We start from the raw sequence: 22,440 nt of genomic DNA on the forward strand, positions 1-22,440 counted from the left end.
CTCCCCCACGCCCGCGGAACCTGCGAGGCTGGTGGGGTGCCAGCAAGCAGCAGACGCCTCGCCGTCCTGATCGATGCCGACAACACCTCGGCCGCGCACGCGGGCGCGATGCTCGAGGAGCTCGCGCGGTACGGCGTCCCGACCGTCAAGCGTGCCTACGGCGACTGGACGACCCAGCAGCTCACCCCGTGGAAGGAGGAGCTGCACCGGCACGCGATCCAGCCCGTGCAGCAGTTCTCCTACACGACGGGCAAGAACTCCACGGACTCCGCGCTGATCATCGACGCGATGGACCTGCTCTACTCCGGCAACCTCGACGGGTTCGCCATCGTGTCCAGCGACAGCGACTTCACCCGGCTGGCGACCCGGCTGCGCGAGTCCGGCAAGACCGTGATCGGCCTCGGCCGGCGGCGCACCCCCGCCTCCCTGGTGGCCGCGTGCGACCGCTTCATCTACCTCGAGGTGCTCGGCAGCAAGGAAGCACCGCCCGCCACGCCCGCGGCCGAGCCCGACGACGAGGCCGCCACCCCGCTGCCGGACCTGCGCCGGATCCTGGTGGCCGCGATCGAGTCGGTCTCGCAGGACGACGGGTGGGCGGCCCTCTCCGGCGTGGGCAGCCACATCGGCGCGAACAACCCGTCGTTCGACTCGCGCAACTACGGCTACCCCAAGCTCGTCGAGCTGGTCCGTGCCCAGGACTACGTCGACGTGGAGCAGCTCCCCGAGAAGCCCGTGCGGGTCCGGCTGCGCCCGTCCAAGGCCGTCACGAAGACCACGAGCCGTCGGCGGACGGCCAAGAAGGCCACCTCGAAGAGCGAGACGACCAAGGCGACGGCCCCGCGGGGCTGACGCGGCCCGTCAGAGCGGGTAGGACTGCACGAACTCCGTCAGCCGCTTGAGCTGGTCGGGGTCGGTCGAGGGGATGACGCCGTGGCCGAGGTTGAAGATGTGGCCCTTCGCGGCGCGGCCGGCCTCGATCACCTCGGCGGCCCGCGACGTCATCACGTCGGTGGGTGCGAAGACCAGCGTCGGGTCGAGGTTGCCCTGCACGCCGCGGTCGCCCACCAGCGGCAGCGCGTCGGCCAGCGGCATCCGCCAGTCGACGCCGACCACGTCGGCGCCGGCCTCGCCCATCAGCCCGAGCAGGTTGGACGTGCCGACCCCGAAGTGGATCCGCGGCACGCCCAGCGCGCCCGCGCGCTCGAGCACGTGGGCGGAGTGGGGCATCACGTGGGCGCGGTAGTCCTGCGGGGTGAGCGCACCGGCCCACGAGTCGAACAGCTGGACCGCGCTGGCGCCCGCGGCGACCTGCACCTCGAGGTAGGCCGCGGCGATCCCGGCGATCTTGCGCATCAGCGCGTCCCAGACGTCGGGGGCGCCGAACATCATCGCCTTGGTCCGGGCATGCTCCTTGGAGGGGCCGCCCTCGACGAGGTACGACGCCACCGTGAACGGCGCGCCCGCGAACCCGATCAGCGGGGTGCCGCCGAGCTCGCCGACCAGCCCGCGGACGGCCTCGGTGATGAACGGCACGTGCTCGGGGGTGAGGTCGGGGATCGCCTCGACGTCGGCCAGGGTGCGCACCGGCTCGGCGACCACGGGGCCGACGCCCGGCTTGATGTCGAGATCCACCCCGACGGCCTTGAGCGGCAGCACGATGTCGGAGAAGAAGATGGCCGCGTCCACGCCGTACCGCCGCACCGGCTGCATCGTGATCTCCACGACCAGCTCGGGGTCCATGCACGACTCGAGCATGCCGACGCCCTCGCGCACCCGGAGGTACTCCGGCAGCGAACGGCCCGCCTGGCGCATGTACCAGACCGGCGTGTGCGGCACGGGCTCGCCACGTGCGGCCTTCAGGAAGGCGCTCTCGGAGAGGTCGGGACGGCTGCTCACAGGCGAAGCCTCGCAGGTCAACCGGCGTGTTCGCACATCGAGACCGGGTCCCCGACCTACTGTGAACCCATGGTCGTCCGTCAGGAGACGCACCCGGGCACGGGTGCGGGAGCTGTTCCCCCCGAGTTCCGGGACGCCGTGGACAGCATGCACGCCGCGCGGCTGCGCCCGGAGGTCTTCTGCGAGGAGATGCCGGCGCCGCAGCGGATCGCGCCGTACGCCGCGGCGCTGTCCGCGGACGTCACCGTCGACGACACCGACGTCGGGACCGGCCGGATCATCCTGCTGCACGACCCCGCCGGCAACGAGGCCTGGGACGGCACGTTCCGCTGCGTGGCCTACGCCCGCGCCGAGATCGACCTCGAGCTGATCACCGACCCGATGCTGGGCGCGGTCGGCTGGTCGTGGCTGACCGAGGCGCTGGACGCCCACGGCGCGACGTACGCCGCCGCCTCCGGCACCGTCACCAAGGTCGCCACCGAGAGCTTCGGCGGGATGGCCGACGAGGGCGGCACCGCCCAGCTCGAGATCCGCGCCTCGTGGTCGCCGCGGCCGAGCCCGCAGGCCGCACCCGGCGCCCCGCTGGACATGGCTCCGCACGTCGAGGCGTGGGGCGAGCTGCTGTGCACCGCGGTGGGCCTGCCACCCGTCCCCGAGGGCGTTGCGGTGATCCCGAGCCGACGCGGCCAGCGGGGTCCGGGACACTGACCTCCATGGTTCCCCTCGCCGACCCCTCCGATGCCGAGCCCCGAGACGAGCAGCCCACCGACGCTCCGGAGGACTCAGTCACCGCTCCGGAGGACTCAGTCACCGCTCCGGAGGACTCAGTCACCGCTCCGGAGGACTCAGTCACCGCTCCGGAGGACTCAGTCACCGCTCCGGAGGACTCAGTCACCGCTCCGGAGGAGCCTGCACGCCCGCTGCTGCACCTGCGCGACGGCCTGCCCCCGGTCGTGGAGACCGAGGCCGGGCTGGCGGAGGTCTGCCGCGCGATCGCGGCCGGCACCGGTCCGGTGGCGATCGACGCCGAGCGCGCGTCCGGCTACCGGTACTCCTCGCGCGCCTACCTGATCCAGCTGCGCCGCGAGGGCGCCGGCACCCACCTCGTGGACCCGATCGCCTTCGCGTCCCTCGCGCCGCTCCAGGAGGTGCTCGAGGGCACCGAGTGGATCCTGCACGCCGCCACCCAGGACCTGCCCTGCCTCGCGGAGGTCGGCCTGCGGCCCAGCGCGCTGTTCGACACCGAGCTCGCCGGACGGCTGCTGGGCTACCCCCGGGTGGGGCTCGCGACGCTGGTGGAGACCCTGCTGGGCTACCGGCTGGCCAAGGAGCACTCCGCGGTCGACTGGTCCACCCGGCCGCTCCCGGAGCCCTGGCTGGAGTACGCCGCGCTCGACGTCGAGGTCCTCGTCGAGCTGCGGGACGCCCTCGCGGCCGAGCTGGTCGCCGCGGGCAAGGACGACTGGGCGCGCCAGGAGTTCGACGCGCTGCGCGGCTTCGAGCAGCCGGCCCGCGTCGACGCCTGGCGGCGCACCTCCGGGCTGCACCGGGTACGCGGCCGCCGGGCCCTCGGCGCGGTCCGCGCCCTGTGGGAGACCCGCGACCAGATCGCCGAGCAGCGCGACGTGACGCCCGGCCGGATCATCCCCGACTCCGCCATCGTGGCCGCGGCCCAGGCGATGCCGACCGAGAAGGGCGCCCTGCTGCGCACCCGCGGCTTCCACGGCCGCGGCGCGGAGCGGTACGCCGGCCGCTGGATGGCGGCCCTGACCGCGGCCGCGGAGATGCCCGAGAACGACCTGCCGACCCGTTCCCCGCGCGGTGACGGACCGCCGCTGCCGCGCGCCTGGGCCGAGAAGGACCCGGTCGCCGCCCGCCGGCTGGCGCTGGCCCGCGACGAGCTGACCCGGATCGCGGAGAGCAACAACCTGCCGGTCGAGAACCTCCTGACCCCTGACTACCTGCGGCGCACACTGTGGACCCCGCCGCGGACCCGCGAGCCCGGGACGCTGCTGGACGAGATCGTGGCCCAGCTCGCGACGTACGGCGCCCGCAGCTGGCAGATCGCCCTCACCGCGCCCGTGCTCACCACCGCCGTGCTGCAGGCCGACGCGGAAGCCACGGACGCGAAGGCCGCGGACCGGTCACCGGAGGCCTGACCCGGCCTACCCGGCGTCGGGGCTCTCGCTCCCGCTCTCGGGGTCGAGCACCTTCCGCGACTCCTCGTCGATCTGCTCGGTGATCGCATCGAGGTCGAGCACCGGCACGGTGAACAGCTCGTCGAGGCTGTCGGCGACCGCGCTCTCGAGCTCGGGCCCGTGGTCGATCAGCGGGGGCAGGTGCACCGACCGCACGCTGGAGTTGAAGACCGCCGGGTGGGCGGGCTGGCGGCTCGGCTGCAGGAAGCTGTCGGACGCCGCGGCCTCGAGGTTGGCGGGCACGATGTAGCCGGTCTGGGCCACCCGGTTGACCGACGCCGTCGACAGCACGCGCACCAGGAAGTCGGCCGCCTCGGGAGTGCTGACCGAGTCGGCGGACACACACAGCCCGGTGATGTCGCCGACGGTGGCGCTCCCGCCCAGCGCCGGCATCGGCAGCACGTCGAACTGCAGCCCGGGCACCTGGCGCAGCTCGGGCACCAGCGAGCGGAAACCGGCGATCATGCCGAGCTTGCCGCGCTCGAACCACGTCAGCGCCGGGGCCTTGGCGAGCTGCTCGCCGGTCAGGGTCAGGTGCGGGTCGCGCAGCACCTCGAGGGTGCGCTCGAGCGCGGCGCGGGTGTCGCCGTCGGAGAAGGCGAGCGAGGTCGGGGTCTCCTCGTCGTCGAAGACCTGCCCCCCACCGGAGTAGATGAACGGCGCCAGGCCGCGCAGGGTCGGGTCGATGTGGACACCGCGGGTGCCCTTGCGCGGACGCGAGGCGAACTTGGCGGCCGCCTCGAACTGGTCGAAGGTCCAGCGACCGTTGGTGCCCTCGGGGTCCGGGGCGTCCAGGCCCTTGTCACGCATCCGGGCGAAGTCGACGATCCGGGTGTTGTAGTAGATGACCATCGGCGAGATGGCGTACGGCATGCACTGCAGGCGGTTGTCCGCGCTGAAGGCCTGCAGCGCGTCGCGGGAGTAGCCGTCGCCGAAGTCCACGCCGCGCTCGTCGAGCATCTCGTCGACCGGCTGGGTCAGGCCGTCCTCCTGCAGCCAGGCGAGGTCGGACCGGGACACCATGAAGACGTCCGGCAGCTCGGTGGAGCCGGAGCCGGCGGACCGCAGGTCCGAGACCATCGCGTCGTGGTCGGCCCACGAGTGCAGCGTGACCTTGCTGCCCTCGGAGGAGGCGTTGAAGGTGTCCACCACGCCCTGCAGCGCGGCGACCTCGTCGCGCGGGCCGTAGACACCGAAGCTGAGCGCCGTTCGCGGCGTCGGGGTGGTGCTCTTGCTCTCGCTGCGCAGCGTCGGACCCGGCTGGGCGCCCCCGCTGTCGCAGCCGGCCAGGGCCAGCGCCAGGGCCGCGGCCGTCAGTGCGGCAGCCGTACGCCGGCCACCTCCACGGCGCGACCGTCCGTCCAGGACCGCCCCCGCTGACCTGCGCAGCACCTTCACCCGATTCCTCTCGCCCCGTCCCTGCCCGTGCCTCAGCGGCACCGCGTCCTGGACGCGGCTGCCGGCACTCCACCCTACCGACCGGAGGGTCGCCTCCCGGTCGCTGCGGCGGTCCCGGCGCGTGGGCTCGGTCACCCGAGCGCGTGCAGCTGCCGGGCCGCGTCCAGCACCCGGTCGAACGTGGCGCGGTCCAGGGCTGCGCCCTCGCGCCGGACCGTCCCGGGGTCCAGCACGAGCAACCGGTCCAGGCGGACCTCGCTGGGCCGCCGCGCACTGTCCCAGCCGCCGGTGCCGACGTCCATCCACTGCCGACCCCAGCGGGCCTCGTCGGCGGCGTCGTGGTCGTGGTCCTTGCTGGTGAGCATCAGGCCCAGCAGTCGTTGGCCCTCGGGGGTGCGACGGCGGCCGACCAGCAGCACCGGCCGGTCCTTGCCGCGGCCGTCACCCTCCTCGAAGGGCACCCACGCCCAGACCACCTCGCCGGGGTCCGGGCGGCCGTCGGCGCGGGGCGCGTAGCCGATCTGGTCGCGACCGCGCGGGACGGGGCGGCGCGGGACGGCGCGGCGCGTCGATCGCAGGAGGCCGCTGAGTCGGCGTCGGAGGCTCACCATGCCCGGAGCCTAGGGCACGGCCGGTGCCGCGCCGGGGACGAAGGTGGAGCACGCCGGACCGGGAGCGCCTCACGGCGCGTGGCCGCTCGTAGCGGCTTATTTTGGGACCCGGGGCTGCCGCGGCCCGACGTGCTCCGAGGTCCAACCTTACGACGCCCGGCCCCGCACTCAAGCCCCCTCGCTGAGAGTCGTCCCACACCGACGCAGGTGGTCCAGTCGACGTCAGGCGAGCCCGTGCCGCAGCTCGGCGTGGCCGGCGGCCTCGAGCTGCTCGGCCAGCACCAGCATCCGGCGCACCTCGGCCTCGGACGGGCCGGTCAGCGTCGCCCGGCCGGTCGCGACCACCCGGGCGAAGGCGGAGGCGCGCAGCAGCACGTCGGCGAAGTCGCTCCCGGCGATGCCGCGCAGCACCTGGTCGACCATGGCCTTGAGCTCGTCGGGTCCGGGCGGGTCGGCGACCCCGGCCACGACCCGGGCCACCTGGGCCCGGGCCCGGCCGGCCTCGAACTCGGCGGCGACGGCGACCGGATCGGCGTACACCCACGAGCGCAGCAGGTAGAGCCGCCACAGGCAGCCGGCCAGCGAGTCGGCCGGGGAGCCGGACCAGACCTCGGCGATCGCCTCGATGCCCTCGGTGTCGGCGAGGTGCAGCAGCCGGTCGGCGACGGCGTCGTCGTCGGCCTGCCGGGCCCCGCGGACCAGTAGCGTCGCCGCGCGGTCGGCGGCCTCGCTCACCACGGCCGGGTCGACCCCGCCGGTGATCGCCTCGAAGAAGTTGGCGCCCGGTGTCATCGGCCGGTGATGGGGTCGATCGTTCACCTCGACAGGCTACTTGTCGGCCTTTCCCTGTGCTTGTCGACCGTTGCAGCGGTCGACAAGCACAGGACTCCCCGGCCAGCCGGGGAGTCCTGCAGCCCTACCCCAGCACCTTCCGGATCCGCTGGTCGCTCACGGCGTACGCCGTGCCGAGGTGCTGGGCCCACAACGAGATGCGGTACTCCTCGAGCATCCACCGCGCCTGCCGCAGGTGGGCACCGGGCGGACGTCCCTCGGGAAGCGCCTCGACCTGGTGCAGCCACGCGTCCTGCAGGTCGCCGATCTGGTCCATCAGCTGGCGGTCCCGGTTGACCTGCCCGGGCAGCCGCTCGCGCCGGTGCTGCAGCGCGTCGAGGTACGCCGGGTAGCGGCGCAGCTGCGTCGCGCCGGCCTCGCCCACGAACCCGCGGTGCACCAGCCGGGCGAGCTGCGCCTTCATGTCCGAGAGCGCCGGCAGCATCGTCATGTCGGCGCGGCCGCTGAGCGCCTTCTCCGCCTGCCGCCACGCGTCCAGCACCCCGATCAGGTCGGCCAGCACGGCGCGCAGGTGGGCCTCCTGGTCCCGCTCGGCCTCGGTCCGCAGCGCCGCGAAGGCCTTCTCGTCGCGCACCACGGGGCGCGAGTCGACCAGGGTGCCGAGCACCGCGGCCCGGCAGTCCTCGAGCAGCTCGGCGACGGAGGGGTACGGCGACCCCGCGAGCCCGAGCTTCTGCGCGTTGTCGAGCCCGTCGAGCACCGTCTTCACCGGCGACGGCGTGGTGAGCAGCAGCAGCCGGCGGACGCCGAGCCGGTGCTGCGCCTCCTGCTCCACCTCCGAGCCGAGGACGCGCAGCCCGACGCTCTCCCCCTCGTCGACCAGGCCGGGGAAGCCGCGGACCTCGTGGCCGGCCCGCTTCTGGGTGAACGACGACTCGATGGTCCCGAAGACCCAGTCGGTCTCGCCGGTCCGGGCGATGCCGCTGTCGGCCGCCACCTCGGCGATGGCCTGGGCGAAGCTCGGCCGCAGCGGCTCCTTGAGCGCCTCGAGGTCCTTGCCCCGGGCCCGCTCCCGACCGGTGTCGTCCACGACCCGGTAGGTCGGGCGCAGGTGGTCGGGGACCTTGCTCCAGTCCCACGCCTCACGGGGCACGACGACCCCGGTCGTGGAGCGGAAGTAGCGCTCCAGGGCGTCGAGCAGCGGCTCCTCCCCCGGCGGCACGGCCGCCAGGAACTCCCTCGCCCGGTTGGGAGCGGGCACGAAGTTGACGCGCAGGTTCTTCGGCAGGCTGCGGATCAGGCTGGTCACCAGCTCCTCGCGCAGTCCCGGGACGTTCCACGAGAAGTCGTCGGCGTCGACCCGGTTCAAGGTGGCGACCGGGACGTCGATGGTGAGACCGTCGTCGGCGGCCCCCGGCTCGAAGTGGTAGCTGATCGGGAAGGTCAGCCCCTCGCCCACCCAGGTCTCCGGGTAGTCGGTGGCGCGGATCTCCTCGGCGGTGTCGTGGGTCAGCATCTCGGGGTCGAAGGTCAGCAGGTCCGGCTGCTTCTGCCGGGCGCGCTTCCACCACTGGTCGAAGTGCGCGCCGCTGACCACGTCGGCGCCCACGCGCGCGTCGTAGAAGTCGAAGAGGGTGTGCTCGTCGACGACGATGTCGCGGCGGCGGGCGCGGTGCTCCAGCTCCTCGGCCTGCTCGAGGAGGGCGAGGTTCTTCTCGTAGAACCTGTGGCGGGTGTGCCACTCGCCGTACACCAGCGCGTGCCGGATGAAGAGCTCGCGAGCCAGCGCAGGGTCGATCCTGCCGTAGCCGACGAGCCGGTCGGCGACCAGCGGTACGCCGTACAGCGTGACCCGCTCGTGGGCCATCACCGCGGCCCGCTTCTTGCTCCAGTGCGGCTCGCTGTAGGTGCGCTTGACCAGGTGCTCGCCCAGGCGCTCGGCCCATTCGGGCTTGATCGCGGCATTCTGCCGGGCCCAGAGCCGGCTGGTCTCGACGAGCTCGCCGGCCATCAGGAACTGCGGGTTCTTCCGGGCCAGCCCGCTGCCGGGGAAGATCGCGAACCGCGCGCCCCGGGCTCCGAGGTACTCCCGCATCGGCCGGCGCCCGCCGGGGGCCTTCTCCTTGTCGCGCTCCTCGAGCAGCCCGATGTGGCTGAGCAGGCCGGACAGCAGCGCCTGGTGGATGCCGTCGGCGTCGGGGTTGTCGGCCGGGTGGCCGACGTCGATGTCCATCTCCTTGCAGACCTGGCGCAGCTGGGACTCGAAGTCCTGCCACTCGCGCACCCGCAGGTAGTTGAGGAACTCCCGCCTGCACATCCGCCGGAACGCGGAGGAGGACAGCTCGCGCTGCTGCTTCTTCAGGTAGCGCCACAGGTTGAGCCAGGTCAGGAAGTCGCTGTCCTCGGCCTTGAACCGGGCGTGCTGCTGGTCGGCCTGCGCCTGCATCTCGGCCGGCCGCTCGCGCGGGTCCTGCAGCGAGAGCGCCGCCGCGATCACGACCACCTCGCGCACGCAGCCGAGCCGCTCGGCCTCGATGATCATCCGGGCCAGCCGCGGGTCGATCGGCAGGCGGGCCAGCCGCCGCCCGACCCGGGTCAGCTGCGCGCCCTGCGGGGGCTGGTCCCGGGCCTCCTGCTGGGCCTCCTTCTGGGCCGCCTGCTGGGCCTTCTTCTGGGCCGTCCCGAGGGCGCCGAGCTCCTCGAGCAGCTGCACGCCGGCGCTCACGTTGCGCTTGTCCGGCGGCTCGACGAACGGGAACCGCGCGATGTCCCCGAGACCGAGCGAGGTCATCTGCAGGATCACCGAGGCGAGGTTGGTCCGCAGGATCTCGGGGTCGGTGAACTCCGGGCGCCCCTCGAAGTCCTCCTCGGAGTAGAGCCGGATCGCGATGCCGGCCTCGACGCGGCCGCACCGGCCCGAGCGCTGGTTGGCCGACGCCTGGCTGATCGGCTCGATCGGCAGCCGCTGCACCTTGGTGCGCGCCGAGTAGCGGCTGATCCGGGCGACGCCGCTGTCGACGACGTACCGGATGCCGGGCACCGTCAGCGAGGTCTCGGCGACGTTGGTGGCGAGGACCACCCGGCGGCCGGTGTGGGCGGCGAACACCCTGTGCTGCTCGGCGGCCGAGAGCCGGGAGTACAGCGGCACGACCTCGAGCCCGCCGCCGCGCGTCGACCGGGTCAGCTCGGAGAGGGCGTCGGCGGTGTCACGGATCTCCCGCTCGCCGGGCAGGAAGACCAGGATGTCGCCGGGCCCCTCGGCGGAGAGCTCCTTGACCGCGTCCACGATCGCCTCGGTCTGGTCGCGGACGACCGCCTCCCCCTCCTCGTCGGCCTCCGCGAGCTCCATGAGCGGCCGGTAGCGGATCTCGACGGGGTAGGTGCGCCCCGAGACCTCGATGATCGGCGCGGGATTCCCCCGCCGGTCGGCGAAGTGGCGTGCGAACCGCTCGGGGTCGATGGTGGCCGAGGTGATGATCAGCTTCAGGTCGGGCCGCTTCGGCAGCAGCCGTCGCAGGTAGCCGAGCAGGAAGTCGATGTTGAGGCTGCGCTCGTGCGCCTCGTCGATGATGATCGTGTCGTACCTGCGCAGCATCCGGTCGCGCTGCAGCTCGGCGAGCAGGATGCCGTCGGTCATCAGCTTGACCCGGCTCGACCGGGAGGTGCGGTCGGTGAAGCGCACCTGGTAGCCCACCAGGTCCCCGAGCTCGGTCCCGAGCTCCTCGGCGATCCGCTCGGCCACCGAGCGCGCGGCGATCCGGCGGGGCTGGGTGTGCCCCACCAGGCCGCCGCTCCAGCGCGGCTTGCCGTCCCGGCCACGTCCGGTCTGCGTACGCCGGCCACGGCCGAGCTCGAGGCAGATCTTCGGGATCTGCGTGGTCTTCCCCGACCCGGTCTCGCCGGCGATGATCACGACCTGGTGGTCGCGGATCGCGGAGGCGATGTCGTCGCGGCGCTGGGTGACCGGCAGCTCGGGTGGATAGGTGATCTCCAACGGTGCCGTCTCATCGGGCGGAGCTGCGGGGCCGGACATGATGCCGGCCATTCTGCCTGTGCCGTGGTCGGCCGGGCGAACCGATTGCCGGCCCGAGGGGATCGTCGGGCCGTCGCGGGTCAGCCGTCCGAGCCGCCCTGCTGCTGCGGGGCCGTGCTCGGCGGCAGCTGGCCCGGGACACCGGCCGGCATGCCCCGCGTGGGACCGCCGACGCCGCCGGGACCGCCACGCATCCCGCTGCGGTCGCCGCCGTCGCTCACCGCCCCGAGGACCGCACCGCCCACGCCCCCGAGGATGACGCTGGCCAGTGCCACGGCCGTGACGCCGCGCCAGCCGAGAACCCGGTCGCGGAGGCCGGGGCCGCGCGTCGCGGGGGCGGTCGTCGGGGTGGGGGCGGTCGTCGGCGTGGGGTCCTGAGGGGTCTGCTCGTCCATGCCGCCGACTCTCGTGCGTGCTGCTGTGCGGATCCTGTGCTGCCTCCGTGAGCCGGCTACCGCCGTACCCGACGCGACACGCACAGGTTTCACACAGGAAAGGCACAGCAGAACCGGCCGGCTCGGCGGCAGAGTGGGGCCATGGAGCTGACACGCCCCGACGGGTCCCCCCTGCGCGTGCTCGTCGTCGACGACGAGGTCAACATCGCCGAGCTGATCTCGATGGCCCTGCGCTACGAGGGCTGGGAGGTGGCGACGGCCCACACCGGGTCGAAGGCGGTGGCGGCGGCGAAGGACTTCCGGCCCGACGCGGTGGTGCTCGACATGATGTTGCCCGACTTCGACGGGCTCGAGGTGCTGCGCCGGATGCGCAGCACCGACCCCGACGTACCCGTCGTGTTTCTCACCGCCCGCGACGCGGTCGAGGACCGGGTCGCGGGCCTGACCGCCGGCGGCGACGACTACGTCACCAAGCCGTTCTCGCTGGAGGAGGTGGTGGCCCGGCTGCGGGGGCTGATGCGCCGGGCCGGTGCCCAGCAGGCGGCCACGTCGTCGGTGCTCACCGTGGGCGACCTGAGCCTCGACGAGGACAGCCACGAGGTGTTCCGGGACGGGCAGGAGATCTCGCTGACCGCGACCGAGTTCGAGCTGCTGCGCTTCCTGATGCGCAACCCGCGCCGGGTGCTGTCGAAGGCGCAGATCCTCGACCGGGTCTGGAACTACGACTTCGGCGGCCAGGCCAACGTCGTCGAGCTGTACATCTCCTACCTGCGCAAGAAGATCGACGCCGGGCGCGACCCGATGATCCACACCATGCGCGGCGCGGGCTACGTCCTGAAGCCGGCGACGTGAGGTCGCGCTTCGCCTCGCTCACGTCGCGGCTGGTGCTCACGGCCGTGACGCTGGTCGCCGTCGTGTGCCTGCTGATCGCGACCGTGACGACGCTGGCGATGCGCTCGTCCCTGATGGACCGCCTGGACCGGGACGTGAGGTCGTCGGTCCTCCGGGCCGGCGACAACGACGACGACCACGACGAAGGTGGCCCGCCGCGGCCGCCGCTGGACTCGCGCTACCAGGGCCCGGGCACGTTGATCGCCGCGATCGGCGGCGGCACGGCCCGCGGCTTCGTGAACAGCGAGGAGCGCGCCGGCAGCACCCCGCTGTCGACGTCCGCGCTGCGGGAGCTCTCCGCGGTGCCGGCGGACGACGGCGTGCACGGGGTGAGCCTGCCCGGGTTCGGCTCCTACCGGGTGACCGTCGTGCAGACGCCCGACGGCGACCGGCTGGTCACCGGCCTCCCGACCAAGAACGTGGACGCCACGGTGAACTCCCTCATCGGCTGGGAGCTGCTGCTGACCCTGCTCGGCGTCGGCGCGGCCGCGGGCGCCGGCCTGGTCGTCGTACGACGTCAGCTGCGGCCGCTGCGCGAGGTCGCGCAGACCGCGCACACCGTGGCCGAGCTGCCGCTGGCGTCCGGCGAGATCGACCTGACCGAGCGGGTCCCCGACCACCTCACCGACGAGCGGACCGAGGTCGGCCAGGTGGGGTCGGCGCTGAACACGCTGCTGGCACACGTCGAGTCGTCGCTGGAGGCGCGGCACCGCAGCGAGCAGCAGGTTCGGCAGTTCGTCGCGGACGCCTCGCACGAGCTGCGCACCCCGCTGACCACCATCGCTGGCTACACCGAGCTGGCGCGGCGGCGTCCCGACGACGCCGGCGCGGTGGGCGCGGCCCTTGGCAAGGTCGAGGAGGAGTCGGGCCGGATGACCGCCCTGGTCGAGGACCTGCTGCTGCTCGCCCGCCTGGACGCGGGCCGGCCCCTGGAGCGGGAGCCGGTGGACCTGACCCGGCTGCTGCTGGAGGCGGTGTCCGACGCGCGGGTGGTGGCGCCCGACCACCGGTGGCGGCTGGACCTGCCCGACGACGCGGTCGAGGTGACCGGTGACGACCGCCGGCTGCACCAGGTGGTGACGAACCTGCTGACCAATGCCCGCAAGTACACCCCCGCCGGCACCACCGTCACGGTGTCCGTCCGGGCCACCCCCGGCGGCGGCCGGTTCTCGGTGCACGACGACGGCCCCGGGTTCCCGCCGGATCTGGTCGACCACGCCTTCGAGCGGTTCGCCCGCGGTGACGTCGCCCGCACCCGGGCCGTCAGCAACGGCGAGGCTCCCGTCGGCGGCGCCGGCCTCGGCCTGGCCCTGGTCGAGGCGATCGTCCACGCCCACGGCGGCACCGTCTCCCTCGCCTCCTCCCCCGGCGACACCACCCTCACCGTCGAGCTCCCGGGATAGTCCGGCACGTTTCTGTCGTGATGGCGGCGCCGACGGATAGTCCGGCACGTTCTCTGACGGGATCACCTCGAAACGTGCCGGACTATCCGTTCACAGGGGGCCCACAGGGCGGACCGACGGGGGTGCCAGACCGGGCCGACAGGCTGCGGGCCATGACGACCCAGACCCTGCCTGCACCCTCCACCTCGCCCACCGCACCACCGTCGACACGCGGACCGGCGCCGGCGTCCCGGCCGTGGGAGCGGCTGGCGCTGGCCGGGCTGCTGCTCGGGACCGCGGCGCTCTACCTCTGGGGGCTGGGCAGCTCCGGGTGGGCCAACTCGTTCTACGCCGCCGCGGCGCAGGCAGGGTCGGAGTCGTGGAAGGCTTTCTTCTTCGGCTCCTCGGACGCGGCGAGCTCCATCACCGTCGACAAGACCCCGCTCTCGCTGTGGCCCATGGCGCTCTCGGTACGCCTCTTCGGGCTCTCCTCGTGGAGCATCCTCGTGCCCCAGGCGCTCGAGGGGGTGGCCGCTGTCGCGCTGCTCCACGTCGCCGTACGGCGTACGACGGGGTCCGCGGCCGCGGGTCTGCTCGCCGGTGCGACCCTGGCGCTGACGCCCGTGGCCGTGCTGATGTTCCGCTTCGACAACCCCGACGCCCTGCTGGTGCTGCTGCTGGTCGGGTCCGCCTACGCCACCCAGCGTGCGGTCGACGCGACCCGGGCGGCCGAGGGCGGGCGGCCGGTGCGGTGGCTGGCGCTGGGCGGAGCGCTGGTCGGCCTGGCGTTCCTCACCAAGATGCTGCAGGCCTTCCTGGTCCTGCCCGCGCTGGCGCTGGTGTACGCCGTCTTCGCCGCGATCCCGCTGCGCAGGAGGGTCGGCCACCTGCTGGTCGCGTTCGGGGCCATGGTCCTCGCCGGCGGCTGGTGGGTCACCATCGTCTCGCTGTGGCCGGCGTCCTCACGCCCCTACATCGGCGGCAGCCAGGACGACTCGATCCTCGAGCTGACCCTCGGCTACAACGGCCTCGGCCGGCTCACCGGTGACGAGACCGGCTCGGTCGGCGGCAACGGCGGCTGGGGCGAGACCGGCGTCCTGCGGATGTTCGACAGCGAGATCGGCGGTCAGGTCGCCTGGCTGCTGCCCGCGGCGCTGGTGCTCGGCGTGGCCGGGCTCTGGCTCGCGCGCGGCCTCGACCGGCCGCGCCGGGTCCAGGCCGGGCTGGCGCTCTGGCTCGGCTGGCTGCTGGTCACGGCCCTGACCTTCAGCTTCATGGCCGGCATCTTCCACGCCTACTACACCGTGGCCCTCGCCCCCGCGATCGCGGCGCTGGTCGCGATCGGTGCCCACACGCTGTGGCGCCACCGCGACTCCCTCGTCGCGTCCGGCCTGCTGGCCCTGGCCACCGCGTGCACGTCCGCACTCGCGTTCTTCCTCCTCGACCGGGCCGGTGACTGGCACCCGTGGCTGAAGTACGCCGTGGCGACCCTCGGGTTCGCGGCCGCGCTGATGCTGGCCGGCGTCCGGCACCTGCCACGCCAGGCGGGCCGCGCGGTGGCAGTGACCGCGCTCGTGGCCGCGCTGGCCGGCCCCACGGCGAACTCCCTCGCCACCGCGGCCACGCCGCACACCGGCTCCATCCCCAGCGCCGGGCCGAGCAGCCAGGGCGGCCCGGGTGGGATGGGCGGCCCGGGTGGGATGGGCGGCCCCGGTGGGATGGGTGGTGGCCCGGGGGGCACGGGCACGACCGGCGGCTCGAGCGCCGGCGGGCTCCTGATCGGCAGCACCTCGAGCGCCGCGCTCACCGCCCTGCTCCAGACCGACGCCGACGCCTACACGTGGGTCGCGGCCGCGGTCGGGTCCAACTCCGCCGCGGGCTACCAGCTGGCGAGCGAGGAGCCGGTGATGGCGATCGGCGGCTTCAACGGCAGCGACCCCAGCCCGACGCTGGAGGAGTTCCAGACCTACGTGGCCGACGGCGAGATCCACTGGTTCATCGCCGGCGGCGGCATGAGCGGCATGGGCGGTCCCGGCGCGAGCGGGAGCTCCTCGACCGAGATCGCGACCTGGGTGGCGGCCAGCTTCGAGGCGCAGACCGTGGACGGGGTGACGGTCTACGACCTGTCCAGCGGCGTCCAGTAGCCCGGCCCGCAACCCGGCCCGGGACGCTCAGTAGCCCCGGCCGCGCCCGCTGACCACGGGGTGCGGCCAGTGCTGCCCACCGACCCGGCGGCCGGTGAGCTCGCGCCACTCCAGCCGCAGCCACAGCGGCCGGACGCCGCCCGCCCAGGGTTCGGGCCCCGGGCCGGTGCGGTGCCAGCTGCCGGCGTTCGGCTCCTCGATGCGTTCGCACACGCCGTGCGCGACGACGCTCCAGCCGCGGCGTCGCTGGCCGTCGAGCTGGTCGATCTCGAAGGCGATCTCGTGGCCGGGGGCGTACACCCCCAGCTCGCTGTACGCCGTGGTCCGCATCTCGACCGCGTCCTCGTGCAGCGCGTAGTTCACCGGCACCAGCCGCGGCCCGGCGGGCGTCACGAAGGCGACCCGGCCGACCGTGTCGGTCGACAACAGGTCGAGGCACTCCGCCACCGAGAGCTCGACGAGCTCGTCCATGTCCCCAGTATCCCCCGGCCCCGGTGGCCGCGGGCGGATCTCAGGGCAGCACCTCCACCAGGGCCGGCAGGGACGCGGCGATCACCGCCAGCAGCTCCTCGCGGCTGACCCCGGCGGGGTCGCGCACCCACGTCAGCACCAGCTCCTCGGTCATCGCCGCCCACCCGCGCACGACGAGCCGGGTCGCGGGCGTGTCCGGGATGATCTGCCCCTGCGCGTCCTCCCGGAAGATCCGGTCGGTCAGCGCCGAGCGGGCCTCGTCGTAGATCTCGCGCAGCGTGTCGTTGCCGCTCGCCGCGCCCTTGACCAGCGAGAGGTAGCCCTCGTGGTTGGCGACCACGTAGTCGAGGTACGCCGTCACCGAGATCAGCAGCCGCTCCAGCGGCTCGCCGTCCACCGGCGGCGCGGTCTGGGCGATCAGGTCGTCCGCGGCCCGGCGTACGACGGCCTCGTGGAAGGCGTGCTTGTTGCCGAAGTAGTGGTAGAGCAGCCCCCGGGAGATGCCCGCCTCCTCGGCCAGCAGGTCGATCGAGAGCTCGTCGAGCGAGCGCGTCGCGAGCAGGCGCACGCCGAGGTCGAGCAGCTGGGAACGGCGCTGCTCCGGGCTGAGCCGGGTGCGCGCGGCCCCGGGCTCACGCGGGGCGGGAGCGTCGGGGGGTGTGTCGGCCGTCACGACGGGCATTCTATTGACACTTGTTCAATAACGCCAATACCGTCGGGCCATGACTTCCCCGGGGCACGTGAAGCACCTCGTCGTGGGCGCCGGCTTCGCCGGACTGTGTGCGGCGATCAAGCTGGCCGAGGACGGCGAGGACGACTTCCTGGTCATCGAGAAGGGCGGCGACGTCGGCGGCACCTGGCGCGACAACACCTACCCCGGCGCGGCCTGCGACGTGCCGAGCCAGCTCTACTCGTTCTCGTTCGCCCCCAACCCCGACTGGTCGATGTCGTTCTCCCCCCAGCCGGAGATCCAGGCCTACCTCCGGCGCGTCGCCGCGGAGTCCGGCACCCTCGACCGGTTCCGGTTCCACACCACGCTGGAGTCGGCCGCCTGGGACGACGAGGCCCAGGTCTGGCGCACCGAGGTCTCCGACGCCCGCGGCCGGACCACGATCACCTCCACCACGCTCGTGCTCGGCGCGGGCGGCCTCTCCGAGCCGCGGCTGCCCGACATCGACGGCATCGAGGACTTCCGCGGCGAGATGTTCCACTCCGCCCGCTGGGACCACGACGTCGACCTCACCGGCAAGCGGGTCGCCGTCATCGGCACCGGGGCCTCGGCCATCCAGATCATCCCCGAGATCCAGAAGCAGGTCGGGCACCTCGACGTCTACCAGCGCACCGCGCCGTACGTCCTCCCCCGCAACGACCGGCGCTACGGCCGGCTCGAGAAGCTGGCCCTGCGCCACGTCCCGGGCCTGCAGAAGCTCTACCGGACCGCGATCTACTGGGGCCGGGAGACCTACGTACCCGGCTTCACCCTGCAGCCGAAGCTGGCGCTGCCCGCGAAGAAGATGGCGCTGGCCAACCTCGCCCGGGGCGTGTCCGACCCCGCGCTGCGGGAGCGGCTGACGCCGACCTTCGAGATCGGCTGCAAGCGGATCCTGATCTCCAACACCTACTACCCCGCACTGGACTCCGACAACGTCGAGGTCGTCACCGACCGGATCAGCAGGGTCACCGCCGACGCCGTCGTCACCGAGGACGGCGTCGAGCGCCCGGTCGACGTGCTCGTCGTGGCCACCGGCTTCTTCACCACCGAGCTGCCGATCACCGAGCACGTCACCGGCCGCGGGGGCCGGACCCTGGCCGCGCAGTGGCGCGAGAGCGGGATGGCGGCCTACAAGGGCACCACCGTGCCCGGCTTCCCCAACCTGTTCATGCTGGTCGGCCCGAACACCGGCCTGGGCCACTCGAGCATGGTCTTCGTGATCGAGTCGCAGGTGGAGTACCTCCGCGACGCGATCCGCACGATGGACGCACACCGGTACGCCGCCGTGGAGCCCACGCCGGAGGCCACCCGGGCGTGGAACGCCGACCTCCAGCGGCGGATGAGGAGGACCGTGTGGAGCACGGGAGGATGCTCGAGCTGGTACCTCGACGACCACGGGCGCAACACGACCCTGTGGCCGCGCTCCACCTTCGCCTTCCGCGGGCTGCTGTCCCGCTTCGACGTGGCGGCGTACGACGTCACCGCGCCCCGCACCACCACCCGACCCCGCCAGACCGAGGAAGTGACCGCATGAAGACCCTCGAGGACAAGGTCGTCGTGATCACCGGGGCCGGCTCCGGCATCGGACGCGCGCTCGCCGTCAACGCCGCCCGTCGCGGCTCGCTGCTCGCGCTCTCCGACGTGGACGAGGCCGGGCTGGCACGGACCGTCGAGCTGGCCACCACCGCCGGCGCGCGTGAGGTGCGCAGCGACCGCCTCGACGTCGCCGACCGGGCCGCCTTCGCGGCGTACGCCGCCGCCGTGGCCGGGCAGTTCGGCCGGGTCAACGTCGTGATCAACAACGCCGGCGTCGCGCTGGCCGGCGACCTGGTCGACCTGACCTACGAGGACATGGACTGGATCGTGGGGGTGAACTTCTGGGGCGTCGTGCACGGCACCAAGGAGTTCCTGCCGCACCTGATCGCCTCCGGCGACGGCCACGTCGTGAACCTCTCCTCGCTCTTCGGGCTGATCTCCATGCCGGGCCAGAGCGCCTACAACGCGACCAAGTACGCCGTGCGCGGGCTGACCGAGGCGCTGCGCGAGGAGATGCTGATCGCCGGGCACCCCGTGGGCGTGACCGCCGTGCACCCGGGCGGCATCAAGACCGCCATCGCCCGCAACGCCCGGGTCTCGGCCCGCGAGGACAAGGACGCGACCGCGCGGCTCTTCGACGAGAAGCTGGCCCGGATGACCCCGGAGCGCGCCGCCGAGATCATCGTGAAGGGCATCCTGGGCAACAAGGCCCGGGTGCTCGTCGGCCTCGACGCGCACGCGCTGCACCACCTCGCCAAGCTCACCGGATCGCGCTACCAGGACATCATCGCCACGGTCAGCCAGAAGGTCGTGCCGCCGAAGACGACCGTCGTCTGAGTGGTAGAACCGGCGTGTGACGCACGCTGACCGCCCGGGCCCGGGTGCTGCCGTCCGGATGGTGATGACCAAGTGGGGCGACCGCCCGCACTGGGAGTTCGACGCGGTGCTGCTCGGCTCCGACGAGCACGGCGACTGGGTCGGCATCCCCGGCGGCACCCGCATGTCGAGGCCCGGCGCCGACTACGTCGCCCCCGTCGACCAGGTCGGCCTGGTGCCGGCGCCCGGCCCGGACGAGGAGCGCGGCTGGCTGGCGACCTTCCACGCGGTCGGCGGGCCGGTGCAGGTCTACGTCGACATGACCACCCCGCCGGTGTGGGACGGGCCGGTGCTGCGCGCGGTCGACCTCGACCTCGACGTGGTGCGCGGGACCACCGGCCGGGTGTGGGTCGACGACGAGGACGAGTTCGCCGAGCACCGGATCCGGTTCGACTACCCCGAGGAGATCGCCCGGCTCGCGATGCGGTCCTGCGACCGGGTCCAGGCCGCGGTCTCGGCCGGGCACGCGCCGTACGACGGCAGCAGCGCGGCCTGGCTGGCGGTGCTCGCGTCCCGCTGACGCATCAGTCCTCGACCAGGGCGCCGGCGGCGTCCTGCCCCTCCCGGCGTGCCTCGCGCCGCGCCTTGCGGCTGGTCCGCACCTTGAGCGGACCGACCAGACGCGGGCCGGCCAGCCGGCTCTCCAGCTTCTGGGCCTCGCGCTTGAGCGGCTGGGCGACGTACTCCCCCAGGATCACCCCGGAGGCCAGCGCGGTCGCGACCGAGGCGGCGGTCACCATCGCGAGCAGCCCCTCGGACGTCGAGGTCGAGCCGTTGCCCTCGGCCAGCAGCGAGAGCCCGCGGTAGATCGAGAGCCCGGGGAGCAGCGGCACGACGGCCGACACCACGACCACCAGCGGCGGCACCCGCAGCCGCCCGGCGACGGTGTAGCTGACCAGGCCGATGAAGAACGCCGCCAGGGCCGTGGGCCACGTCCGCCCCGCGTCCTGCAGGGCCAGGGTCTGGGAGATGACCATGGCAAGCGCGGCGATGCCGGCGATCGGCACGATGATGCGCCTCGGCGCGTAGGAGGAGAACGCGAACGCCCCGGCACAGATCGCGCCGCCCAGCGCCATCATCGAGACCGCCTTGACGCTGCCGCCGGCGCCGGGGTCGAGGCGGCCGATCTCGACCCCGAACAGGCCCGCCAGGGTCAGGCCGCCGCTGACGCCGGCGATGATGCCGGAGGTCGCCAGCAGCGCCTCGGTGAGGCGGGCGCCACCGGTGACGTAGAAGCCGGAGAGGGCGTCCTGCAACGCACCCATGAACCCGATCCCGGCCAGCAGCATGACGATGTTCGCGGTCACGACCAGCGAGGGGTCGTCGACCAGCCCGGTGGAGGCCGCGAGGGCGGCCAGGATCGTCGCGATGCCGCCGCCGGCGACCTGCTGGTAGAAGAACGGCAGCCGGCGCCGCGACATCAGCAGCTGGGACCGGTCGATGCACACCGCGGCGGCGAACGCGATCGCCACGACCGTGGCCGTGCCGCCGAGCTGGAGGCCGACGCCGGCGCACATCACGCCCCAACCGAGCGTGACCACCCAGCGCGGGGTGGCGTGGCCCGAGGAGACGATCCGGGCCAGCGTGGTGCGGGCCTCCATCAGGTCCACCCGGTCCGAGAGCACGTCGCGGACCAGGTGGTCGACCAGGGTCAGGTCCTCGTAGTCGATGTCGCGCTGCTTGACCTGGCGGATCTGGATCAGCGGCGGGTCCTCGGGACTGTGCTGGAAGCTCATCGACAGCGAGGTGAAGGTGACGTCGATGTCGGGGTGCCGGACACCGAGGTGCCAGGCCAGCGCCCGCATGGTCGCGGTGACGTCGGCGGCGCCCGCTCCGGAGGAGAGGAGCATCTCGCCGACCCTGAGGCAGAAGTCCAGCGTCAGGTTCAGTGCGCGAGCCTCCAGCATGGGGACCATGCTGGCAGGGCGCGGATGTGCTTCGCTGTCCGGGTGCGCATCGACTTCCGGGCTTCCCCCGAGCCGACGATCGGTGTCGAGTGGGAGCTGGCCCTCGTCGACAAGTCGAGCCGCGACCTGAGCAACAACGCGGCCGAGCTGTTCGCCGCCGCGGGGCCGCGGCTGCCAGACGAGGGACGGCTGCACAAGGAGCTGCTGCGCAACACCGTCGAGATCGTGACCGGGGTCTGCGGCACGGTGGGCGAGGCGATGGCCGACCTGCGCCGCACCGTCGAGTCGGTCGTGCCGGTGGCCGACCGGCTCGGCGTGGACCTGTACGGCGGGGGCACCCACCCGTTCGCCTCCTGGACCCGCCAGCAGCTCACCGAGGGGCACCGCTACGAGGAGCTGATCAACCGCACCCAGTGGTGGGGCCGCCAGATGCTGATCTGGGGCGTGCACGTCCACGTCGGGCTGCCGTCGAAGGAGCGGGTGATGCCGGTGCTCTCCTCGCTGCTGAACCACTACCCGCACCTGCTGGCCCTGTCGGCGTCCTCGCCGATCTGGGCCGGGGTCGACACCGGCTACGCCTCCAACCGCGCACTGATGTTCCAGCAGCTGCCCACGGCCGGCCTGCCGTTCCAGTTCGAGCAGTGGTCGGAGTTCGAGGCCTTCGCCTCCGACCAGCTGGTCACCGGCGTGATCGAGGAGCTCTCCGAGATCCGTTGGGACGTGCGCCCGGCCACCCGGCTGGGCACCCTGGAGAACCGTGTCTGCGACGGCATCTCCGACTTCGACGACCTGGCCTCGCTGGTGGCGCTCATGCACTGCCTGGTGGTGGACCTGGACACCCGCGCGGCGGCCGGCGAGCGGCTGCCCACGATGCCGCCGTGGCACGTGCAGGAGAACAAGTGGCGCGCGGCCCGGTACGGCCTGGACGCGATCGTCGTCCTGGACGCCGCGTCGAACGAGCGACTGGTCACCGAGGACCTCGCCGACCTGCTGGCGCGCCTGGAGCCGGTGGCCGACCGGCTGGGCTGCTCCGCCGAGCTGGCCGGGGTGGCCGACATCCCGCAGCGCGGTGCGTCGTACCAGCGGCAGCGCGCGGTCGCCGAGCGGACCGGGGGCGACCTGGTCGCCGTCGTCGACTCGGTGGTCCGGGAGCTGCGGGCCGGGCTCGGGCGCGACGGCGGCTGACGTCGCCACGCCG

At 73.2% G+C, this 22,440-nt stretch carries 19 protein-coding genes; 10 read left to right on the forward strand and 9 right to left on the reverse strand.

Features of this window, described 5'->3' with window-relative positions; genetic code table 11:
- Nucleotides 1–36: 36 nt before the first annotated feature.
- A complete protein-coding gene (locus ACFO9I_RS03435; RefSeq protein WP_379177809.1) occupies nt 37–849 on the forward strand; it encodes an NYN domain-containing protein in 813 nt (270 codons plus the stop codon).
- 9 nt (nt 850–858) lie between these two features.
- Here the strand turns inward: ACFO9I_RS03435 and hemE are convergent, their stop codons facing one another.
- Nucleotides 859–1,896 (reverse strand): uroporphyrinogen decarboxylase, encoded by a 1,038-nt coding sequence (gene hemE / locus ACFO9I_RS03440; protein ID WP_379177811.1) that lies wholly within the window; start codon nt 1,894–1,896, stop codon nt 859–861.
- A 69-nt stretch (nt 1,897–1,965) separates the two neighbouring features.
- Here hemE and ACFO9I_RS03445 point away from each other — a divergent pair, with 69 nt between their 5' ends.
- Nucleotides 1,966–2,604, forward strand: a complete 639-nt coding sequence (locus ACFO9I_RS03445) for a DUF3000 domain-containing protein (protein WP_379177813.1) — start codon at nt 1,966–1,968, stop codon at nt 2,602–2,604.
- A gap of 5 nt (nt 2,605–2,609) precedes the next feature.
- Entirely contained in the window at nt 2,610–4,055 is a 1,446-nt protein-coding gene (locus ACFO9I_RS03450) for a ribonuclease D (RefSeq protein ID WP_379177815.1), read from the forward strand.
- A gap of 6 nt (nt 4,056–4,061) precedes the next feature.
- Here the strand turns inward: ACFO9I_RS03450 and ACFO9I_RS03455 are convergent, their stop codons facing one another.
- The 5 genes from ACFO9I_RS03455 to ACFO9I_RS03475 all read right to left on the reverse strand — a co-directional run bounded on the left by ACFO9I_RS03455 (nt 4,062) and on the right by ACFO9I_RS03475 (nt 11,323).
- A complete protein-coding gene (locus ACFO9I_RS03455) occupies nt 4,062–5,492 on the reverse strand; it encodes an ABC transporter substrate-binding protein (protein WP_379177817.1) in 1,431 nt (476 codons plus the stop codon).
- A gap of 131 nt (nt 5,493–5,623) precedes the next feature.
- Nucleotides 5,624–6,103: a type II toxin-antitoxin system PemK/MazF family toxin gene (locus tag ACFO9I_RS03460; RefSeq protein WP_379177819.1), complete on the reverse strand. Its 480-nt coding sequence runs from the start codon at nt 6,101–6,103 to the stop codon at nt 5,624–5,626.
- A gap of 222 nt (nt 6,104–6,325) precedes the next feature.
- Nucleotides 6,326–6,922, reverse strand: coding sequence for a hypothetical protein (locus tag ACFO9I_RS03465; protein WP_379177821.1), 597 nt, complete (start codon nt 6,920–6,922; stop codon nt 6,326–6,328).
- Nucleotides 6,923–7,019: 97 nt separating this feature from the next.
- Nucleotides 7,020–10,928, reverse strand: a complete 3,909-nt coding sequence (gene hrpA / locus ACFO9I_RS03470) for an ATP-dependent RNA helicase HrpA (protein WP_379177823.1) — start codon at nt 10,926–10,928, stop codon at nt 7,020–7,022.
- Nucleotides 10,929–11,008: 80 nt separating this feature from the next.
- Nucleotides 11,009–11,323: a hypothetical protein gene (locus ACFO9I_RS03475; protein ID WP_379177825.1), complete on the reverse strand. Its 315-nt coding sequence runs from the start codon at nt 11,321–11,323 to the stop codon at nt 11,009–11,011.
- A gap of 141 nt (nt 11,324–11,464) precedes the next feature.
- Between ACFO9I_RS03475 and ACFO9I_RS03480 the strand changes: the two genes are divergently transcribed.
- The 3 genes from ACFO9I_RS03480 (at nt 11,465) to ACFO9I_RS03490 (ending at nt 15,740) form a co-directional block, all read left to right on the forward strand.
- Nucleotides 11,465–12,175, forward strand: a complete 711-nt coding sequence (locus tag ACFO9I_RS03480) for a response regulator transcription factor (protein ID WP_379177827.1) — start codon at nt 11,465–11,467, stop codon at nt 12,173–12,175.
- Nucleotides 12,172–13,617: a sensor histidine kinase gene (locus ACFO9I_RS03485; RefSeq protein WP_379177829.1), complete on the forward strand. Its 1,446-nt coding sequence runs from the start codon at nt 12,172–12,174 to the stop codon at nt 13,615–13,617. Before ACFO9I_RS03480 ends, ACFO9I_RS03485 begins: the two co-directional genes overlap by 4 nt.
- A gap of 152 nt (nt 13,618–13,769) precedes the next feature.
- Complete coding sequence (locus ACFO9I_RS03490; RefSeq protein WP_379177831.1) at nt 13,770–15,740, forward strand: ArnT family glycosyltransferase; 1,971 nt, start codon at nt 13,770–13,772, stop codon at nt 15,738–15,740.
- A 27-nt stretch (nt 15,741–15,767) separates the two neighbouring features.
- Here the strand turns inward: ACFO9I_RS03490 and ACFO9I_RS03495 are convergent, their stop codons facing one another.
- Together ACFO9I_RS03495 and ACFO9I_RS03500 are read right to left on the reverse strand one after the other, a co-directional pair.
- Nucleotides 15,768–16,211 carry a pyridoxamine 5'-phosphate oxidase family protein gene (locus ACFO9I_RS03495; protein WP_379177833.1) on the reverse strand — a complete coding sequence of 148 codons (444 nt, stop codon included), beginning with the start codon at nt 16,209–16,211 and terminating at the stop codon, nt 15,768–15,770.
- Nucleotides 16,212–16,251: 40 nt separating this feature from the next.
- Nucleotides 16,252–16,884, reverse strand: coding sequence for a TetR/AcrR family transcriptional regulator (locus tag ACFO9I_RS03500; protein ID WP_379177835.1), 633 nt, complete (start codon nt 16,882–16,884; stop codon nt 16,252–16,254).
- 49 nt (nt 16,885–16,933) lie between these two features.
- Here ACFO9I_RS03500 and ACFO9I_RS03505 point away from each other — a divergent pair, with 49 nt between their 5' ends.
- The 3 genes from ACFO9I_RS03505 to ACFO9I_RS03515 are packed head-to-tail and all read left to right on the forward strand — an operon-like array spanning nt 16,934 to nt 19,855.
- Complete coding sequence (locus tag ACFO9I_RS03505; RefSeq protein WP_379177837.1) at nt 16,934–18,457, forward strand: flavin-containing monooxygenase; 1,524 nt, start codon at nt 16,934–16,936, stop codon at nt 18,455–18,457.
- Nucleotides 18,454–19,296, forward strand: coding sequence for an SDR family NAD(P)-dependent oxidoreductase (locus tag ACFO9I_RS03510; RefSeq protein WP_379177839.1), 843 nt, complete (start codon nt 18,454–18,456; stop codon nt 19,294–19,296). Before ACFO9I_RS03505 ends, ACFO9I_RS03510 begins: the two co-directional genes overlap by 4 nt.
- A gap of 16 nt (nt 19,297–19,312) precedes the next feature.
- A complete protein-coding gene (locus ACFO9I_RS03515; RefSeq protein WP_379177841.1) occupies nt 19,313–19,855 on the forward strand; it encodes a DUF402 domain-containing protein in 543 nt (180 codons plus the stop codon).
- Nucleotides 19,856–19,859: 4 nt separating this feature from the next.
- Here the strand turns inward: ACFO9I_RS03515 and ACFO9I_RS03520 are convergent, their stop codons facing one another.
- Nucleotides 19,860–21,242: a threonine/serine ThrE exporter family protein gene (locus tag ACFO9I_RS03520; RefSeq protein WP_379177843.1), complete on the reverse strand. Its 1,383-nt coding sequence runs from the start codon at nt 21,240–21,242 to the stop codon at nt 19,860–19,862.
- A gap of 42 nt (nt 21,243–21,284) precedes the next feature.
- Here ACFO9I_RS03520 and ACFO9I_RS03525 point away from each other — a divergent pair, with 42 nt between their 5' ends.
- On the forward strand, nt 21,285–22,427 hold the full coding sequence (locus ACFO9I_RS03525) for a glutamate--cysteine ligase (RefSeq protein WP_379177845.1): 1,143 nt from the start codon (nt 21,285–21,287) through the stop codon (nt 22,425–22,427).
- Nucleotides 22,428–22,440 lie beyond the last annotated feature (13 nt).

It is taken from the genome of Nocardioides sp. GCM10023255 (assembly GCF_042653125.1).
Classification (GTDB): domain Bacteria; phylum Actinomycetota; class Actinomycetes; order Propionibacteriales; family Nocardioidaceae; genus Nocardioides.

What these genes read in the sequence shown, in the direction of transcription:
- ACFO9I_RS03475 (WP_379177825.1), bottom strand. Translation starts at nt 11,323, where the DNA reads ATGGACGAGCAGACCCCTCAGGACCCCACGCCGACGACCGCCCCCACC.
- ACFO9I_RS03460 (WP_379177819.1), bottom strand. Translation starts at nt 6,103, where the DNA reads ATGGTGAGCCTCCGACGCCGACTCAGCGGCCTCCTGCGATCGACGCGC.
- ACFO9I_RS03450 (WP_379177815.1), top strand. Translation starts at nt 2,610, where the DNA reads ATGGTTCCCCTCGCCGACCCCTCCGATGCCGAGCCCCGAGACGAGCAG.
- hrpA (WP_379177823.1), bottom strand. Translation starts at nt 10,928, where the DNA reads ATGTCCGGCCCCGCAGCTCCGCCCGATGAGACGGCACCGTTGGAGATC.
- ACFO9I_RS03480 (WP_379177827.1), top strand. Translation starts at nt 11,465, where the DNA reads ATGGAGCTGACACGCCCCGACGGGTCCCCCCTGCGCGTGCTCGTCGTC.
- ACFO9I_RS03520 (WP_379177843.1), bottom strand. Translation starts at nt 21,242, where the DNA reads ATGCTGGAGGCTCGCGCACTGAACCTGACGCTGGACTTCTGCCTCAGG.
- ACFO9I_RS03490 (WP_379177831.1), top strand. Translation starts at nt 13,770, where the DNA reads ATGACGACCCAGACCCTGCCTGCACCCTCCACCTCGCCCACCGCACCA.
- ACFO9I_RS03505 (WP_379177837.1), top strand. Translation starts at nt 16,934, where the DNA reads ATGACTTCCCCGGGGCACGTGAAGCACCTCGTCGTGGGCGCCGGCTTC.
- ACFO9I_RS03495 (WP_379177833.1), bottom strand. Translation starts at nt 16,211, where the DNA reads ATGGACGAGCTCGTCGAGCTCTCGGTGGCGGAGTGCCTCGACCTGTTG.
- ACFO9I_RS03510 (WP_379177839.1), top strand. Translation starts at nt 18,454, where the DNA reads ATGAAGACCCTCGAGGACAAGGTCGTCGTGATCACCGGGGCCGGCTCC.
- ACFO9I_RS03445 (WP_379177813.1), top strand. Translation starts at nt 1,966, where the DNA reads ATGGTCGTCCGTCAGGAGACGCACCCGGGCACGGGTGCGGGAGCTGTT.